Source organism: Arthrobacter sp. SLBN-112, from assembly GCF_006715225.1.
Lineage (GTDB): Bacteria > Actinomycetota > Actinomycetes > Actinomycetales > Micrococcaceae > Arthrobacter.
In genome coordinates this window covers 2,510,448-2,527,529 of record NZ_VFMU01000001.1, presented here as the reverse complement: position 1 = coordinate 2,527,529, position 17,082 = coordinate 2,510,448, and the positions used below count along the sequence as shown (strand labels likewise).

11 protein-coding genes are annotated in these 17,082 nt (G+C 66.0%); 5 read left to right on the top strand and 6 right to left on the bottom strand.

Annotated elements, in window-relative coordinates; translation table 11 throughout:
• Nucleotides 1-83 precede the first annotated feature (83 nt).
• From FBY33_RS11725 to FBY33_RS11705, 5 genes are all read right to left on the bottom strand, one after another.
• Nucleotides 84-6,257, bottom strand: coding sequence for an Ig-like domain-containing protein (locus FBY33_RS11725; RefSeq protein WP_142030720.1), 6,174 nt, complete (start codon nucleotides 6,255-6,257; stop codon nucleotides 84-86).
• 144 nt (nucleotides 6,258-6,401) lie between these two features.
• Nucleotides 6,402-7,613, bottom strand: coding sequence for an adenylate/guanylate cyclase domain-containing protein (locus FBY33_RS11720; protein WP_142030719.1), 1,212 nt, complete (start codon nucleotides 7,611-7,613; stop codon nucleotides 6,402-6,404).
• The gene (locus FBY33_RS11715; RefSeq protein ID WP_142030718.1) at nucleotides 7,603-8,214 is read right to left on the bottom strand and encodes a PH domain-containing protein; all 612 of its coding nucleotides are present in this window, start codon (nucleotides 8,212-8,214) and stop codon (nucleotides 7,603-7,605) included. Before FBY33_RS11715 ends, FBY33_RS11720 begins: the two co-directional genes overlap by 11 nt.
• On the bottom strand, nucleotides 8,207-9,115 hold the full coding sequence (locus tag FBY33_RS11710; RefSeq protein WP_142030717.1) for a biotin--[acetyl-CoA-carboxylase] ligase: 909 nt from the start codon (nucleotides 9,113-9,115) through the stop codon (nucleotides 8,207-8,209). Before FBY33_RS11710 ends, FBY33_RS11715 begins: the two co-directional genes overlap by 8 nt.
• Nucleotides 9,116-9,227: 112 nt before the next feature.
• Nucleotides 9,228-10,115 carry an SDR family oxidoreductase gene (locus FBY33_RS11705; RefSeq protein ID WP_142030716.1) on the bottom strand — a complete coding sequence of 296 codons (888 nt, stop codon included), beginning with the start codon at nucleotides 10,113-10,115 and terminating at the stop codon, nucleotides 9,228-9,230.
• A gap of 215 nt (nucleotides 10,116-10,330) precedes the next feature.
• Between FBY33_RS11705 and FBY33_RS11700 the strand changes: the two genes are divergently transcribed.
• The 4 genes from FBY33_RS11700 (at nucleotide 10,331) to FBY33_RS11685 (ending at nucleotide 15,582) form a co-directional block, all read left to right on the top strand.
• Nucleotides 10,331-11,914 (top strand): acyl-CoA carboxylase subunit beta, encoded by a 1,584-nt coding sequence (locus FBY33_RS11700; protein ID WP_142030715.1) that lies wholly within the window; start codon nucleotides 10,331-10,333, stop codon nucleotides 11,912-11,914.
• Nucleotides 11,911-12,162, top strand: coding sequence for an acyl-CoA carboxylase subunit epsilon (locus FBY33_RS11695; RefSeq protein WP_235010545.1), 252 nt, complete (start codon nucleotides 11,911-11,913; stop codon nucleotides 12,160-12,162). The genes FBY33_RS11700 and FBY33_RS11695 overlap by 4 nt, the downstream gene beginning before the upstream one ends.
• Before the next feature lie 40 nt (nucleotides 12,163-12,202).
• Nucleotides 12,203-13,888 carry a DUF885 domain-containing protein gene (locus tag FBY33_RS11690; protein WP_142030714.1) on the top strand — a complete coding sequence of 562 codons (1,686 nt, stop codon included), beginning with the start codon at nucleotides 12,203-12,205 and terminating at the stop codon, nucleotides 13,886-13,888.
• A 251-nt stretch (nucleotides 13,889-14,139) separates the two neighbouring features.
• Complete coding sequence (locus FBY33_RS11685) at nucleotides 14,140-15,582, top strand: dicarboxylate/amino acid:cation symporter (protein ID WP_142030713.1); 1,443 nt, start codon at nucleotides 14,140-14,142, stop codon at nucleotides 15,580-15,582.
• 90 nt (nucleotides 15,583-15,672) lie between these two features.
• Here the strand turns inward: FBY33_RS11685 and FBY33_RS11680 are convergent, their stop codons facing one another.
• A complete protein-coding gene (locus tag FBY33_RS11680; RefSeq protein ID WP_142030712.1) occupies nucleotides 15,673-16,236 on the bottom strand; it encodes a hypothetical protein in 564 nt (187 codons plus the stop codon).
• 165 nt (nucleotides 16,237-16,401) lie between these two features.
• Here FBY33_RS11680 and FBY33_RS11675 point away from each other — a divergent pair, with 165 nt between their 5' ends.
• The gene (locus FBY33_RS11675; RefSeq protein ID WP_142030711.1) at nucleotides 16,402-17,079 is read left to right on the top strand and encodes a TetR/AcrR family transcriptional regulator; all 678 of its coding nucleotides are present in this window, start codon (nucleotides 16,402-16,404) and stop codon (nucleotides 17,077-17,079) included.
• Nucleotides 17,080-17,082 lie beyond the last annotated feature (3 nt).

Sequence of the window (17,082 nt, the reverse complement as noted above, 5' to 3'; positions counted from 1 at the left end):
CTCTTTTCCCCCGCGTAAGCCTACCGAATGGCGGAATACCCCGCGATGGGGACATCTGCCCGGGTGGCAGGGCGTGGGACGGGTCAGCAATGCGGGGCTCCAAGTGCGGCGGGGTCGGGAAGAGTGGTGTGGCCGGCGATGACGTAGCGGCCCACGTTGCGTGCTGAACCGGATTCGACCCGCCACCAGCGGATGATGCCGGTGCCTGACCAGTTGTCGCTCTGGTCGATGTAGCACGCCACCATGATGCGGTCCTGGGTGACCTTGTAGAACCATGGCGGGTTGTCCCCCGTGACGCCGTCACAGTCGAAGTAGGGATTGGGCCGGTAGTTCGATCCGCCCAAAGTGAAGGTACAGCTCCGCTCGAAGTTGGGGTCGGAGGTCTTGATCCGGGTTTCCCACAGTCCCTGCTTGCCTGACGTGGCGCTGGCAGTGACCACCGCGCTGCCGGTGCCCAGCGAGTTGAAGGTCTGCACGGCGATGGTGACGGTTTCGCCGAACCCTGCCGTGTTGACTGTCCTGCTGCCGGAGGGGGCAACGTTCTCCCAGCCGCCGTTGTTGATCCTGATCTTGGTTTGGGCGACGTCGTTGGTGCTGGTGGACGGTGAGGACCAGTTGAGGGTGGCCGACTTTTGGTTGACTCCGCCATTTTGGCCTGACGCCGAGGGGGTGCCCGGGGATCCGTACGGCGTGGCCGTCGCAGGGGTGCTGCCGTCCGAACTTGGAGCCACCGTTGAATTGGCAATAACGGTGATGCTGACGGCCGAGCCGTTGGTGAAGCCGCCAACGGTCTGCCCTGGCGTGATGGGTCCGCGTGCGCCGTTGCTGGCGTTGTAGCTGTAGCTGACTTCGTTCTCGGCGGAACCGTTGCGTTCGGCAGCGGTCAGCTTGCGGAAGTCCACTGTCACTGAGCGTCCTGCCCCACCTGTATTGGCGGGTGTTGCCGTAACGCCTGATACCGTTGCCAGCTTGCCGGTCGCGCGTCGGGGCGTCGAGGGCGGGCTGACGTTGCCCTTGCCTGCCTTGTTTTCAGCCTGCACCGTGAAGGTGTAGGCAGCCTCGGAGTTGTTGGCGGTGAAGTTCGCGGTGCGGACATTGCCGGGCACGGTCTGCGTCTGGGCAGCGGCGTTGCCGCCGCTCATGGTGACGTAGTAGGAGCTGATGGGGTCGCCGTTGGTGTTGGGTTCGGACCAGGTGACCCTGATCTGGCTCTGGCTTCCCACGGAAGGTGCGACGGCGGACGACGGCGCAGCGGGTGCCGCAGGGACGCCGGCGGGGTTGTCTTCCGCCGAGTAGGTCCCCCAGTCGGAGGCGCCGAGTTCGTTGACGGCCTGCGCGCGCACCTTGTACTTGACGCCGTTGGTGAGGCCGGTCCAGGTGTAGTTCAGCCCGGCCACCTCGTTCTTGACCGCGACGCCGCTGGCCGGCGGCGGAGAGATCTCCAGGTTGTAGTGCTTCACCGGTGAGCCCTCGGTTTTCGCGGCCGGCCAGGTGATGGCCATGGTCTTGTCGCCGGCCTTGACGGTGGGGGCATCAGGGGGTGACGGCTTCTCGTCCGGCCGGATTTCGTTGGACTGTGGAGACGCCTGTGAGTCCCCCACCTCATTGGTGGCCAGCACCGTGAACACGTACTTGACGTTGTTGGTCAGCCCGCTCAACGTGCAGGTGGTGGTGGGGCACTTCTGCTCGAAGCCGTTGTTCGAACGGACCGTGTATCCCGTGATGGCGGCACCGTTGTCCGACGGCGGGGCCCATTTGAGGACGGCGGTCCGGCTGCGGACGTCGGTGGCACTGGGAGCCGAGGGCGCGTCGGGTTTGTCCCGCACGGTGAGTCTCAGGCGGCCGTCCACCTGGCGGGACAGGTCGCCTGTCTTGTCCGCCAGGGTGTACCGGACCACCATGACGCCTTTGTAGCCGTCAGCCGGGGTAACAGTGATGCTGTCTCCTGATACCCCCGGCTGTCCCGCCGCAGAACCCGTCTCCACGGTGGCGGCGACTATCCGGAGAGGGGTGTCCGGGAAGGGGTTGAAGTCGTTGGCCAGGACGTTGACGCGTTCCGTTTTGCCCGCGTTGGCTTTCTCCACTGCGTCGTCATTGGCCACAGGCAGCGGCCGGTTGGAGGCCACATGGCGTGCCGTGATGGTGGCAGCCACGGCGGGCGACCTGCCGTCGGTGGCCTTCACCTGGATGTTTCCGGTGACGCCGATGCCAAGGGAACCGTCGGCAGTGATGGCGAGGGTGGCGCCGTCGACCTTTGCGGTGAAACCGGCGGGAAGCGTCCCGTCGAGTTCGAAGCGCAGGTTGTCCTTGTCCCGATCGTCCACGTCTTTGGCCAGTCCGGCCAGGTCAACCGTTGCCTGTTCTGCCTTGGGGACGTCCACTGAAGTGCCGCTGAACGTAGGCGGGTGGTTGGCATTGGGGTCGGGGATCACCTTGGTCATGATGACCAGTGTGGATTTCAGGCCGTCCCCGTCCTCCGGCCCGGAGCCGTCCGTGACCTCGAAGGTGATGGAGCCGGGACCCACGTAGTCGGGCTTCGCCGCGTACCGCAGGGCCTTCCCGTCGGACTGGATGACGCCGTCGGAAGATCCGCCCTGAACGCGCACCGAGTCAGCCACCGTGACCCGGGCAGTGCGGCCGTTGCGGACGCGGACATATTCGGAAAGGTCCAGCGTGACGTCCTTGCCGGACATGATTTCGACCGGCTCGGTTTTGGCCAGCGTGGGGTATTGCGCGCCCTGGCCGGGGATCCACATCAGGGCGGTGGAGGTGAGCCCGTCGATGTCCGTCACCGTGTAGGGAATCAGTTGGTCTTCCGGGGTCAGCGCCACCACCACGTTGCCCGAGCCGCCATCGCGGGCGTTGGGGTTGCCGTCGGGCAGGCTGATTTTGAGGTCGGAGGCCACACCATCGGCATCCGAGTCGTTCTTAAGGACCGGCACGTCCACGGCTGTCTTGCCGAGGGTTTCCGCCACCGTCACCCGGTCATCCTTGGCCACGGGGCGCTTGAGTTCGGCATCCGGGCTGACCCGGATCCGGATGACGGCGCTGGCCGAAGCTTTCTTGTCGTCCTGGATCCGGTAGCTGATGCTTTCGTTGCCGGCAGCACCTGGCGCCGTGAAAAGGACCTTGGCGGCGTCCGTTGCCTCGACCTGCAGTTCAGGCTTCGCCTCGAAACCATCGGAGACCAGGCTGAGCGGGTCGCCGTCGGGGTCTGAATCGTTTGCCAGGGCCTCCACGGCCACCTTGCGGCCCGGCCTGACATCCACGGCGTCATCCACCGCGATGGGCTTCTGGTTGTTGGCCTCCGGCGGAGCGATTCCCACAATTACCGTGCCCGTGTTCTCGGCGCCGATCCGGTCCCGCACCCGGTAGGTAAAGCTGTCGGTGCCGGCAGCATCTCCTGCTGCCGTGAATTCAAGGTAACCCTCCCTCACCACAGCGGTTCCCATGGCAGGTGCCTTGTCGATGCCGATGAGCTGGACGGAGTCGCCGTCGGCGTCGATTCCGTCCAGGGGCACCGGCACCTTGACGGTCATGCCGGCCACCACGCGGGCCGTCAGGTTCCGAGGTTCGGGCCGGGAATTCCGGTCATCGTCCCGGGCGCGGATGCGGATGGTCACCTGCTGGGAATCCACCTGCCCGGATTCGTTCTGCACCTTGTAAATGGCGTACACGGTTTTCGCTTCGGGTCCGGCAAGGAAGCGCAGCTGATCACCAGCCACGAAGATGCGGCCGTCACCGGCGTCAGGTTGCTGGGCGAGATCGGGCAGGAGGGTGAGCTTGGAGCCGTTCGGATCAGTGTCGTTGGCCAGGACAGGGATGGTCACGACGTCGTTGACGCGGACGGTGGCTTCGTCCGGCTTGGCCTGGGGAGCCTGGAGCTTGGCCGGCGCAGGGACCATGATCACGGCGATCTCGCCGGTGGCGGACGACCGGCCGTTGGACACGGTGTACCGGACGGTCAACTGGCCTTCAGCCCGGATGTCGGTAATCCGGACCACCGAGTGGTCCAGCACCGCGACGCTCACCGGCAGGCCGGCGTCGGCCGTCACGGACTGCACCACCAGCACGCCACCGGACGGATCCGAGTCGTTGCCCAGGACATCCACCAGGACGTCCCCGCCGGTGGGCAGCAGCGCCGTATCGCGGACGGCGACGGGCGCACCCTCGTCGGTGCCCGGCACCACGTCCACGCGCACCAACTGTTGGGCACTGGCAGGGCCGTTGGTTACCAGGTAGCTGACGTAGTGGGCGCCGGGCGTGCGGGAATTGAAGGTGAAGGTCTGCTGGTCCGGGTTGAGGGTGGCCGTCGACTCAGCATCGGGGGTGGCCTGCGCCAGACGCAACGTGCCGCCTTGCGGGTCCGAATCGTTTTTCAGCGGAGTAATGACGGTATCGGTGCCGGCAACGGCCACCACGTGGTCGGCGTTGGCAATCGGCGGCAGGGAGCCGGGGCTCCTGACATCCACGGTGACCTTTCCTTCGGCCGTGGCCTGTCCGTCCGATACCGACACGGTCAGGACTTTGCGGCCGGGGCCGGCGCCGGAGTCCTGGAAGGTGAGCTGGCCGTCGGGGCGGATCCGGGCCTGGTCCAGCGGGTCTGTGCTGGACACGGAAACGGCGAACAGGTCGTCGCCGTCGGGATCGATCCAGTCGGGAAGGATGTTCTGCGTGACAGCCTTCCCGGATTGAACCACCAGCGTGGTGTTCCGGTTTGGCTTCTGCCGCGGCGCGCTGTTGGTGCCCGGCGGGACGACGTTGAGGGTAATGTCGGCTGACGCGGAGAGGCCGCGGCCGTCATCCACGGTGTACTTGAAGGTCTCACTGCCCGCTTTGTCCGCCGGCACGGCAGTCTGCAGCCCGGTGGAGCCGTAGATGGGCGAAACGGAGCCAGTCCTGACGCCTTCCGGAGTGCGGACGGTCAGGACGTCACCATCGGGGTCGGAGTCATTGTCCAGCACCGGCAGGATGGTTGTTCTTCCGGCACGGATGCCGAACTGGTCCGGTTTGGCCACCGGCGCGCTGTTGGGTTTGGTCCGGTCCGGCAGGACCGTCTGCTGGACTTCGTCGGCGGAATCCTTGTCGGCGTCGTCGGAAGTTTCCTTGGGTGGGATGACGTCGTCCCAGTTGTTGACCAGCTGCATGTTCTGGTTCACCAACCACACATTGCCCGAATTCACGTCATTCAGGACCACCAGGTCCCGGTTCACCCGGAAAACATACGACGGCGACGCACTCGCCCTGGGCACGTCCACCTTCTTATCGTCCCCATCATTGGTGCAGTCCCGGACATACTTGTTCGCACCCGACCACGCCGCATGCACACACCCGCCCAACTGCACCGGAGCAGCAGGAACACCCTCACCATCGAACGTCACCGTCTTGGCCGTCCCGCCATCCAACGGCTGCTTCAACAACGCCTTCCGCGTGGCAATGGCAACAACATCACTGCCCGGGCCCGGCTGCTGCAACTTCGCATCCCGCGCACCCTCCAACGCCAACCGCTTACCACCAGGCAAAAACAGGTTCCCCGCCGCGGCATCCAACACCACCGGCCGGTCCCCCACCACCGTCATCTGCACATCCCCGGCACCCCTCAACCCATCCCAGGTCTCAGACTCCGACGACGTCACCGCCCCGTTGGCATCCACCCCCGTCACCGACACAGCCCCGGTTTTTGGGTCCGCCGAATAAATCCGGTCATCAGAACCCACCGCAGACACCAGACCCGCAGAACCCACCAAAACCGGCTCCGACGCTTCCTTGTCGAAGCCGTTAACTGTGGACGGCGACACCGCCCACACCTTCCCCGAGGCAGCATCGGTCACCGACATCGTCCGCGCCCCGAAACTCACATCAGCAGCGCCCGGCAACTGCTTATCCCCGCCCAAACGCAAATTCGCCGGCGAGACCTGGTTCAACGTCGAACCAGCCTCATCATCAACAAACACCTCGCCCGCATGCTGAAGGACATCGAACGTCGTCGACGCCGGCGTCACCGCACCATCGAGCACCCGCGACGGATAATTCAACCGCCCCACAGCATTCTTCGACTTCGACACCACCCACACGCCGCCGTCATTCAACTCCACCTCAGTGGTCTTAAACCCCGGATACAACACAGCACCGGTCACCACCACCGCCACCACAGCACCAAACGCAGAACCGGTAAACCCCCGCGAGCGCGGCAGGCGGCGCCAGCGGGGCACGCCGGAAGCAGGGCTTTGGGCGCGCGTTTGTCCGCGACGTTTCATGTGTGAATATCCCCCGGTAAATCTAGGCTCTGTGCCTGCAGCCGGCGTCACGGGACCCCGGGCACCACAACGATACCGCTATACGCCAACAAATGGATAAATTCTTTCGGTCCGGCTTCGGCGGGAGCCGCAACTGCCGGTTTCCTAGTCCAGGACCAAGCCCTTGCCGCGGCCGCGGGTGAGGCGGACGGGATTGATTTCGCCGAACCCGCGGACGTTTTCCGGGGCCTGGGGAATCATGACGAACCGCTCGTCGTGCTCCAGGGCGGAGGCCGTCATGGAGTCCACCAGCACCGTACCGGGGTCGGCAAGGGTGGTCAGGCGGGCTGCAAGGTTGACCGTGGGGCCGTAAATGTCGCCAAGACGGGAGAGGATCCTGCCCCACACCATGGCCACCCGGGCTTCGGGCAGGATTTCGTCCTCGGTGAAGGCCTCGGCCAGCGCCAGGGAAATTTCCGCGCCGGCGGCCGGGGTTTCGGCGATGTAGAGGACTTCGTCGCCCACGGTCTTGACCAGGCGGCCACCCCCCACGGAGATGATTTCGGCGCACTTGTTTTCGAAGCGCTGGACCAGCCGGGCCAGCGTCTTTTCGTTCATCCGCCGGGACAGGCTGGTGTAGGAGACCAGGTCCGCGAAACCCACCGCGCGGGCCAGGGGCAGCGGAGCGTCGTCCTCATCGCCTTCCCGGCCTTCCTCGCTGGCCTGCAGCCCTGCTTCGGCACGCACCGCCAGCCGTTGGACCCCGGCGTTGAGCTGGCGCCGCCAGGAGTACACCAGGACCTCTTCGAGGGCGTCCACCAGGGCCGGAAGTTCATTGACCAGGCGTTTCCGGGCCACGGCATCGGTAACGCCCTGCTCGTGGACCATGTCCTCCACCAGGGCTTCGATCTGCCAGACCACCATGCGGTCCGTCATCTGCCCGATGGAGCGGGTCACCGAAATGGCAGCCTCTTCCGTAAGCTTTCCGGCCCGGACCAGATCCACCACAGTGGACAGGGCGGCCTGGTCGCGTTCGGTGAAGGCGACGTCCTCGTCGCCGAAATTCGGGAATCCCAGGGCACGCCAGAGTTTGCGGGCAGAGAGGAGGGACAGTCCCGCGCCGGCAGCAACTTCACGACGGCGGAGCTTGCGTTCGCCGCCCAGGAGGCGGGCTTCGAGGGCCTTCATGGCCAGGCGTTCGGCGGACATGGTTCCGGTGGGCGGGTGCCGGTCCACAGCGGGGGTGGCGGCGGCGGTGTCGGGTGCGGGCGTCGCGTCGCCGGCAGCGTTCACCGAGGCGGATGCATCAGTTGGTTCAAAGGCGGCGGTGGCAGGGGCGATGCTGTCAACGCGTTCCTGCTGGGCCTCATCGGTCATCCCGTCCACCTTCTCTCATGTCCTCCGGAAAAGCACCGGCGGGGTAATGCATCGCGCCACCAAGCTGGGGCTCGCTGAAATCCGGGCTGTCGTCCGGCAGTTCCCCGATGGCGTCGAGGATAAAGTCGCGGAACCTGGCAACCTCGGGCACGTCGCGAAAGGTCACCACGCCCTGGTACCCGGTTTCCAAGGATATATTCCCCGAGCGCACCAATCGCTGCAGCAAGGATTCGTGGACTGTCAGGTTACGCACCGATGCCAGGTTCACCTGCTGGTCCCGCCTGTTCAGCAGTCCGTAGCGGGCCACCATCCGCTGGCTGGTCAGGGTGTAGCGGGTTCCCTGCCAGCGGAGGAGACGGGGCAGGCAATAAGCCAGCCACACGGCCGCGGCGGCGGCCACACAGGCGGTGACAAGCCACGGCGTCCACTGGCGGCCAAGGGCAGGCGCCAGGCGGGCTGCCCCGCCGCGGATGATCCAGGCACTTGCGTAGGCAGCCAATGCCGGCGCCAGCACGAAGGCCACAGCTGCCCCGGCCAGCTTCCTGGGCTGGGGACGGGTAGTGACGATGACCTGCTCCCCGGGAAGGAGGGTTTTACGCATAACCGCCTTGGTTGGGCGCGTCCGGTGCCGTCCAGGGCCGCAGGTGAACCACGTCTCCGGCGGTCACCACGTGCTCCCGCGCGTCACGGTCCACCACCAGCAGGGAGCCGTAGTCATCCAGGCGGGACGCATGTCCGATGATTTCGTGGTCGCCGGGCAACTGCGCGCGCACCTGCTTCCCCAAGGTGACCATCACGGCTTCCACCCTCTTGTGCAAGGACGGACCACCCGCCAGCCCGGCCGCGGGGTCGCCATCGGCGTTGCAGAAACTGCGGTACAGGACCGCAAAGTTGGTCAGGTAGCTCTTGAGCAGCGCGGTGCGGTCGGTGGTGCGGGCACCTTCCAGGGCCACCGAAGTGGCGGTGGGCACCGGAAGTTCGCTTTCGCGCAGGGTGACGTTCAGGCCGGTCCCCAGGATGACGGGGGGCACGTTGCCGTCAACCATCGGGCCCAGCTGGGCCAGGATGCCGGCGATTTTCCTGCCGCGGACCAGGACGTCGTTGGGCCATTTGAGTTCGGCCGGAATGCCGGCAGTTTCCAGGAGGGTTTCGCGCAGCGCCAGGGCTGCGATCAAGGACAACCAGGAATAGCTCTGGGTGGGAAGGGGCCTGCCCTCCGCGTTGACCGGACGCAGCACCACGGACACGGACACCGAGCTCAGCGGCGGAGCTTCCCAGCGCCGGTCCAGCCGTCCCCTGGCCGCAGTCTGGTACTCGGCCGTCAGCACAGAGAGGTCCGGCCATGCTGAAGGTTCAACGGTGACACCGCGCAGGAGGTCCGCGTTGGTGGAGCCGGTGGAGTCCACAACATCGATCCGCGGTATTCCTGTGGCAGCGAGGAAACGCTGGTCGGCCAGGTCCCCTCGGTTCAGGGGAGTGCCCGGTGCGTGTGCGTCGTCCATATCCAAATCCTACCGAGCCTGGCCAGTCCCACCGAGCCGGCCACTGCCCGGCCGCCACCGCCCAGCCCGTCACGGCAGCGCGTGGACAATGCGGGCGCGGCAGGAGACCCGGCTAAAGGAAGATGTCCGGAACCAGCTGGTCTTCGGGCGCTCCCAGGCTGTAGGGGCGGAAATCGTTGACTCCCGCTGCCGCCAGCACCTGCTCGTCCGTGTAGAAATTGCCCGACGGCGGGTCGCCGGCGGACAGGTTGGCACCGGTGAGGATGGCGTGCGCTGCGTCTGCCATGATCTGCGGGCCCCGTGCGGCCAGAACCATGGTTTCGCCGTGCGGCATGTTCCGGATGGCGGCGGTGTCGATCAGGGTGCACGGCCAGAGTGAGTTGACCCTGATCCCGTCAGCCTTCAGTTCCTCGGCCAGCCCCAGCGTGGTTAGGCTCATCCCGTATTTGGCCATGGTGTACGCAAGGTGCTTTCCGGCCCAGGAGGGGTGGAGGTTCAGCGGCGGCGACAGCGTGAGGATGTGCCCCTGTTCTGACTTACGCAGCGCCGGGAGCGCCAGTTTGGACAACAGGAAGGTGCCGCGGACGTTGATGTCCTGCATCAGGTCGTACTTTTTCATGTCCACGGCGTCAGTGGTGGAGAGGTCGATGGCGGAGGCATTGTTGATGACGATGTCGATGCCGCCGAAGCGGTCAACGGCTGCGGCCACGGCGCCGGCCACGTCTTCATCCCGGCGCACATCGCCCACCAGCGGCAGTGCCTGGCCGCCCGCCTGCTCCAGTTCCCCGGCCGCGGTAAAAACGGTTCCGTCCAGTTTGGGGTGCGGCTCCCCCGTCTTGGCCAGGAGCACGATATTTGCGCCGTCCCTGGCCGCCCTCGTGGCAATAGCCAGCCCGATTCCACGGCTGCCGCCGGAGATCAGGATGGTCCTGCCCGCCAGGGAACCTGCCGCCCGGTAAGGGCTTTCGGGAGCATGCACAGCATCATCGCTAGAAGTCATGGGAACACTGTAACCCAACTAAGTTACCGGTGAGTAACATGGGAGAGAGGCTGGGGGAAACGCAGAAAATTGTAGGTTCCCTACAGCTGTAGGCGCCCAAAGCGTCACTAGACTTGCCAGCAGGGTTGGTCTTTTGTGTGGATGCTACTTAATGCTCCGGACAACGCGGGCCACCAGCCAACAGAACTGACCTGCTACAGAGCCGGAGACACTTGATGAGCCACGATCTGACAACGACAGCGGGAAAGATTGCCGATTTCCGCGACCGCCAGGCGCGCGCCGAACAGCCCTCCGGCCCCGAAGCCATCGAAAAGCAGCACGCACGCGGCAAGAACACGGCCCGCGAGCGCATTGACCTGCTGCTGGACGAGGACTCGTTTGTCGAATTCGACGCGCTGGCCGTGCACCGCTCCACCGCCTTCGGCATGGACAAGAAGAAGCCCCTGGGCGACGGCCTGGTCTCCGGCTACGGCACCGTGGACGGCCGCCTGGTGGCGGTCTACAGCCAGGACTTCACCGTCTACGGCGGCTCGCTGAGCCAGGTCAACGGCGAAAAAATAGTCAAGGTCCAGGAGTTCGCCCTCCGCAACGGCTGCCCCGTCGTCGGGATCCTGGACGGCGGCGGCGCCCGCATCCAGGAAGGCGTGGCCTCCCTGGCCATGTTCGCGGACATCTTCCGCAACAACGTCCACGCCAGCGGCGTGGTGCCGCAGATCTCCCTCATCATGGGCCCGTCCGCCGGCGGCGCCGCCTACTCCCCCGCCCTCACCGACTACGTGGTGATGGTGGACAAGACCTCGCACATGTTCATTACCGGCCCCGACGTCATCAAGACGGTCACCGGCGAGGACGTGGACATGGAAACCCTGGGCGGCGCCCGGCAGCACAACGCCACCACCGGAACGTCCGCCTACCTGGCCTCGGATGAAACCGATGCCATCGAGTTCGTGCGCGAACTGCTGGACTTCCTGCCCTCCAACAACCTCTCGGAGGCACCGGTGCTGGGGCACCAGCAGGAGTTGGAGGTGGACGACGACGACCTCGCCCTGGACACGCTGGTCCCGGATTCGGCCAACCAGCCCTACGACATGCGCGCCGTCGTGGAACAGATCGTGGACGACGGGCACTTCCTGGAGATGCAGGCCCTGTACGCCCCCAACGTGATGATCGGCTACGGGCGGGTGGAGGGCCACACCGTGGGCATCGTAGCCAACCAGCCGCTGCAGTTCGCCGGCACCCTTGACATCGCCGCATCGGAAAAAGCCGCCCGGTTCGTGCGGCACTGCGACGCCTTCAACATTCCCATCATCACCCTGGTGGACGTTCCCGGGTTCCTTCCCGGCAAGGACCAGGAGTTCCAGGGCATCATCCGCCGCGGCGCCAAGCTCCTCTACGCCTACGCCGAGGCCACCGTCCCCAAGCTCACCGTCATCACCCGCAAGGCCTACGGCGGCGCCTACATCGTGATGGGTTCCAAGAAGCTCGGCGCCGACCTGAACCTGGCATGGCCCACGGCCCAGATCGGCGTCATGGGCGCGCAGGGCGCGGTGAACATCCTTTACCGGCGCGACCTCGCCGCCGTTGCCCAGGACGGGGGCGACGTGGAGGCGCGCCGCGCCGAAGTGATCCGCCAGTACGAGGAAGAACTCCTCAACCCCTACCAGGCAGCCGAGCTGGGCTACGTGGACGCCGTCATCGCCCCCTCGGATACCCGCATCCAGATCATCAAGGGACTGCGGGCCCTGCGCGACAAGCGCGCCAGCCTCCCCGCCAAGAAGCATGGGAACATCCCCCTGTGACCGCCGCACACGATCCCGAGGCGGGGGCCGTGGAGACTTCCGAAGCCCAGGCCGCTCCCCTGCTCTCTGTTGTCAAGGGACAGCCGAACGCCGAGGAGCTGGCCGCGCTCACCGCCGTCGTCCTTTCCCTCGGCGGCGCCGAACCAGCGCGTGCGGACAAACCGTCCGTGCGGCACTGGGTGCGCCGGCAGCAGCTCAAGCTGGACCCCACGCCGGGACCAGGCGCCTGGAAACGAAGCCGCGGCTGAAAAGCCGGATCTTTCGCACCCTGGCTATTAGTCTCGGAATGTGACTACAGACACTGCACCCGCCGCGCGCCCGCATACCCGGATCGACGCCGTCGCGGACAACTACACGGACACCCTGATCAGGCTCAACCCGACGTTCGCCACCACCCTTGGCCTGCCCGGACATGAGACGGAGTACCAGGACTTCTCACCTGCCGGCATTGCCGGATTCGCAGAGGCGGCACGGGAAGCCCTGGCCTCCCTGGAGGGCCTGGAACCGGAAGACGACGTGGACGCGGTGACCCTGGACGCCATGCGGGAACGGCTGGGCCTCCAGCTGCTGATCCACGCCTCCGGCTGGGAATACGCGGACCTGAACAACATCGCCTCCCCCGCCCAGGACATCAGGGCCATCTTCGACCTCATGCCCACGGACAGCGAACAGGACTGGGAGCACATTGCCGGGCGCGCCCACAACGTGCCCGCTGCCATCAGCGGGTACATCGAGTCCCTGCGCATGGCCAGGGACTCCGGCAGGGTGTCCGCTGCCCGCCAGGTGCGGATCGTCATCGAACAGGTGGCCAAGTACGCCGCCCCGGACGGCTTCTTCGCCAAGCTCGCCACAGAAGCCACCATCACTGGAGGTCCGCTTCCCGCTGCCCTGCAGGACAGGCTCGACGCCGGCGCTGACGCAGCCCGGGGTGCCTACACCCGGCTGGCGGAATTCCTGCGCACCGAACTGCTCCCCGCCGCGCCCGAGAAGGACGCCGTGGGCAGGGCACGCTACGCACTGGCTTCCCGCTCCTTCCTCGGCGCGGAAGTGGACCTGGAAGAAACGTACGCGTGGGGCGTGGCGGAACTGGACCGCCTCATCGCCGAACAGGAACGCGTTGCCGGCAGCATCAAGGCAGGCGCCACGATCGCCGAGGCCAAGGACATCCTCAACAACGATCCCGCACGCCAGCTCAAAGGCACCGAGGCACTCCGCGCATGGATGCAGGACCTATCCGACAAAGCCGTTGCCGAACTCGCCGGGGTGCACTTCGACATCCCCGACGTCATGAAGAAACTCGAATGCCGGATCGCCCCCACTGATGAGGGCGGCATCTACTACACCGGCCCGTCCGACGACTTCAGCCGCCCCGGCCGCATGTGGTGGTCCGTCCCGGCCGGCGAGGACACGTTCACCACCTGGGCCGAAACCACCACCGTGTACCACGAGGGCGTTCCCGGCCACCACCTCCAGGTGGCCACCGCAACCTACCGCCGCGAACTGCTGAACAAATGGCGCCGGAACGTCTGCTGGACCTCCGGCCACGGCGAAGGCTGGGCCCTCTACGCGGAAAAGCTCATGCAGGAACTGGGCTACCTCAACGATCCCGGCGACCACCTGGGCATGCTGGACATGCAGCGCATGCGTGCCGCCCGCGTGGTCTTCGACATCGGCGTGCACCTCGAACTCGAGATGCCCCGGCGCTGGGGAGCCGGCACCTGGACCGCCGACAAGGGCTACGGCTTCCTCAAGGAAAACCTCCCCATCAGCGAAGGCCAGCTCAACTTCGAGTTCACCCGCTACCTTGGCTGGCCCGGCCAGGCTCCCTCCTACAAAGTGGGCCAGCGCCTCTGGGAACAGATCCGTGCCGAACTCGAAGCCCGGCCCGGGTTCGACCTCAAGGAGTTCCACACCAAGGCCCTCAACATCGGCTCTGTTGGACTCGATACCCTGCGGCGCGCGCTCTTGTCGTAGTCGCCCCTTCGGGGCGGGAGGGCAACATCCTCGGCGCGCTGCTCGTACCTCGCTTTGACGCGCGCTGCCGGATGCCGCCCTCCCGCCCCTTCCAGCACGAGACATTAAGCACAACTGCGCCGGGAATATGTAACACAAGCCGCTCCGGCCTTGGATTTCCGGGGTTTTCCAGATCCTGCCGTGAACGTTGACGCGTAATATTTCTCAATGTTCTTTCGACGTGGTATTGGCTGGGGGTCTAGCTTGTTCTGGTGAGCACTCAGACAAGCACCCCGTCCCCCGCAGGGAAGACCGGATTCCAGCTGCCCAAGTGGGCGGGCTCGTTCGGCTTCCAGATCATCGCCGCCCTCATTGTGGGCCTGGGCCTCGGCCTGCTGGCAAAGTACACCGGCAGCACCAAGACCAACCCCAACGCCCTCGGCGCCACCCTGCAGACCATCGGCTCCAGCTATGTGTCGCTGCTGCAGACTGCCGTGGTCCCGCTGATCTTCACCGCCGTCGTCAGCTCCATCTCCAACCTGCGCCAGGTGTCCAACGCCGCCCGGCTGGCCTGGAACACGCTGCTTTGGTTCGCCATCACGTCCCTGATCGCCGTGCTGATCGGCATCGGCCTGGGCGTGCTGCTGCAGCCCGGCGCCAACACCGGCATCAGCGGGGACGCCAAGTACACCGGCAAGTCCGGTGACTGGTGGGCCTTCCTCGTGGGCCTCTTCCCCAAGAACTTCCTGGGCCTCGGTGCCAGCTCCACCGTCGCCGAGTCCGGCGCCGTCACCACCTCCATCAGCTTCAACGTCCTGCAGATCCTCGTGATCGCCATCGCCGTGGGCGTCGCCGCACTCAAGGTCGGCAAGGCCGCGGAGCCGTTCCTGAACCTCAACGCCTCGGCCCTTGCCGTGATCCAGAAGGTCCTCTGGTGGATCATCCGCATCGCACCGCTGGGCACCGTTGGCCTCATCGGCAACGCCGTGGCGGTCTATGGCTGGGACACCATCGGCTCGCTGGGCAAGTTCACGGTGGCCATCTATGCCGGCCTGGTCCTGGTGCTGTTCGTGGTCTACCCCATCCTGGTCCGCAGTCACGGCCTGTCCATCAAGCAGTACTTCTCCGGAGTATGGCCTGCCGTCCAACTGGCCTTCGTGTCCCGCTCCTCCGTGGGGACCCTGCCGCTGACCCAGCGCGTGACCGAACGCAGCCTGGGCGTCCCCCGCGCCTACGCCTCCTTCGCCGTGCCGCTGGGTGCCACCACCAAGATGGACGGCTGCGCCGCGATCTACCCGGCAATCTCGGCGATCTTCGTGGCCCAGTTCTTCGGCATCCACCTGGACTTCAGCCAGTACCTGCTGATCGCCCTGGTCTCCGTGCTGGGTTCGGCCGCAACCGCCGGCACCACCGGCGCCGTGGTGATGCTCACCCTGACGCTCTCCACGCTGGGACTGCCGCTGGCCGGCGTCGGACTCCTGCTGGCCATTGACCCCATCCTGGACATGGGCCGCACCGCCGTGAACGTGGCCGGCCAGGCCCTGGTTCCCACCATCGTGGCAAAGCGCCAGGGCATCCTGGACGAGTCGCTGTACAACGCACCCCGCAACGGCACCCCGTTCGTGGATGACAGCGACGCTGCCGGCGGCGAAACCGCCACTGACGGCATCAGCGCAGACGCCGCACCCCGCGAACTGCAGGATGCCAAGGCCTAATCAGCGCCGCCATAGGAAACGTCCCCGGGAGATTCTCCCGGGGACGTTCCTGCTTTAAGTGATCAAATACCCGTCAACCGCCGGCTCAGGTCAGCGGCCGCCACCTCCGATGATCCCGTTTTGGACCGCCTTGGTAACGGCGTCGGCCTCGGCCTGGGTCAGCTTGCCGTCGGTGACAGCCTGGTCCAGGCGCGTCTTCAGCCCGGCGGCGCGTTCAGCCTGGGCCTCGGTGCGAAGCTCCTCCAGGGCCTGGGTCACCTTGGCCTCGTCGATTCCCAGCGAATCAGCCAGGGCCTTGGCAAGGGCCGCGTCGCGGGTGGCCGGATCGGGCTTCTGGCCGTCAGCAGGCCGCGTGGTGGGCTTGTTGGCATCGCGGAAGGCCTTCAGCACGTCGCTCACTTTGGTTTCGTCCACGCCAAGCTTGGCAGCGAGGGCCGAAGCCTGCACCATGCCGTGGCCGCCCCGGCCGCCGTGGCGTCCCATGCCGTCAGGGGCCGTGCCCGTGCTTCCATCAGTCGATGCGCTGGAGCTTGCGCTCGGTGAGGGGCTGGGCGTGGTGGTGGTCGCTGAGGCCATGCCGGCGAAACCGATGCCGGCAGCAAGCGCCAGCGCTGCCCCCGACATGCCCAGGGTCATCTTTTTCGTGGGGTTCATATCATGTCTCCTGATCGAGCCGTCGTCTGACGGCTGCTGGTGATGTGCCTCGTGGCGAGACATACCAAGCATCGCCACGGCACTTCAGGAGAGGCTGTCGGGAACCTTTCGTTCTCCTGTGAATTAAAGTTGCATCGAGTGCAAACTTGCACATAGTGTAAGAGCGTGACCGAACCCCGCCCGCAGCCGGGCACCGAAACTGCAGCCCCTACCCGGCGCGAGCTGAACAAGGCAGCCACCCGGCAGGCGATCACCGACGCCGCGCTGGGACTGCTGCGGTCCAAAGGGCCGGGAAACTTCACCGTCGAGGACATCGCCGACGCCGCGGGGATTTCGCGCCGCACCTTCTTCAACTACTTCAGCAGCACCGACGCTGCCCTGGCGTCCATCGTCCACGGCTTCCTGGACAATGCGATCAAACAACTGCGCCTGCGTCCGGTGGACGAACCAATGCTGGAGTCCGCACAAGCCGCTTTGGTGGCCCTGGCCGACCCGAAGGCCGTGGCCCCGCTGGCAGAACTCTTCACGCTGACCCAGCAGAGCCCGCTGATGTCGCACACCGAGCTTGAGGCGTGGGACCACTGCCGGACGCAGGTCTTCACCGTCGCCCGCGAGCGCCTCGCCGGAACCCCCGGGGCGCAGGACGAGCTGTACATCCACGCACTGGCCGGCTCCATCATCTCCTGCGGAAAAGCCGCTATGGAGGTGTGGTTCAGCCGGCGTGGTCCGGACCTGACACCCGCATCCCTGGCAGAGCTCCGCCAACTGCTCATCGATGCCATGGCCCTGCTGGCCACAGGCTTCAACACCCCCGCTCCACCATCCGCCACCCGTTCCTCCTGATCA

Excerpts from the sequence above, each read along its gene's own strand:
- FBY33_RS11725 (WP_142030720.1), bottom strand. The coding sequence starts at position 6,257 with ATGAAACGTCGCGGACAAACGCGCGCCCAAAGCCCTGCTTCCGGCGTG.
- FBY33_RS11720 (WP_142030719.1), bottom strand. The coding sequence starts at position 7,613 with ATGACCGATGAGGCCCAGCAGGAACGCGTTGACAGCATCGCCCCTGCC.
- FBY33_RS11715 (WP_142030718.1), bottom strand. The coding sequence starts at position 8,214 with ATGCGTAAAACCCTCCTTCCCGGGGAGCAGGTCATCGTCACTACCCGT.
- FBY33_RS11710 (WP_142030717.1), bottom strand. The coding sequence starts at position 9,115 with ATGGACGACGCACACGCACCGGGCACTCCCCTGAACCGAGGGGACCTG.
- FBY33_RS11705 (WP_142030716.1), bottom strand. The coding sequence starts at position 10,115 with ATGACTTCTAGCGATGATGCTGTGCATGCTCCCGAAAGCCCTTACCGG.
- FBY33_RS11700 (WP_142030715.1), top strand. The coding sequence starts at position 10,331 with ATGAGCCACGATCTGACAACGACAGCGGGAAAGATTGCCGATTTCCGC.
- FBY33_RS11680 (WP_142030712.1), bottom strand. The coding sequence starts at position 16,236 with ATGAACCCCACGAAAAAGATGACCCTGGGCATGTCGGGGGCAGCGCTG.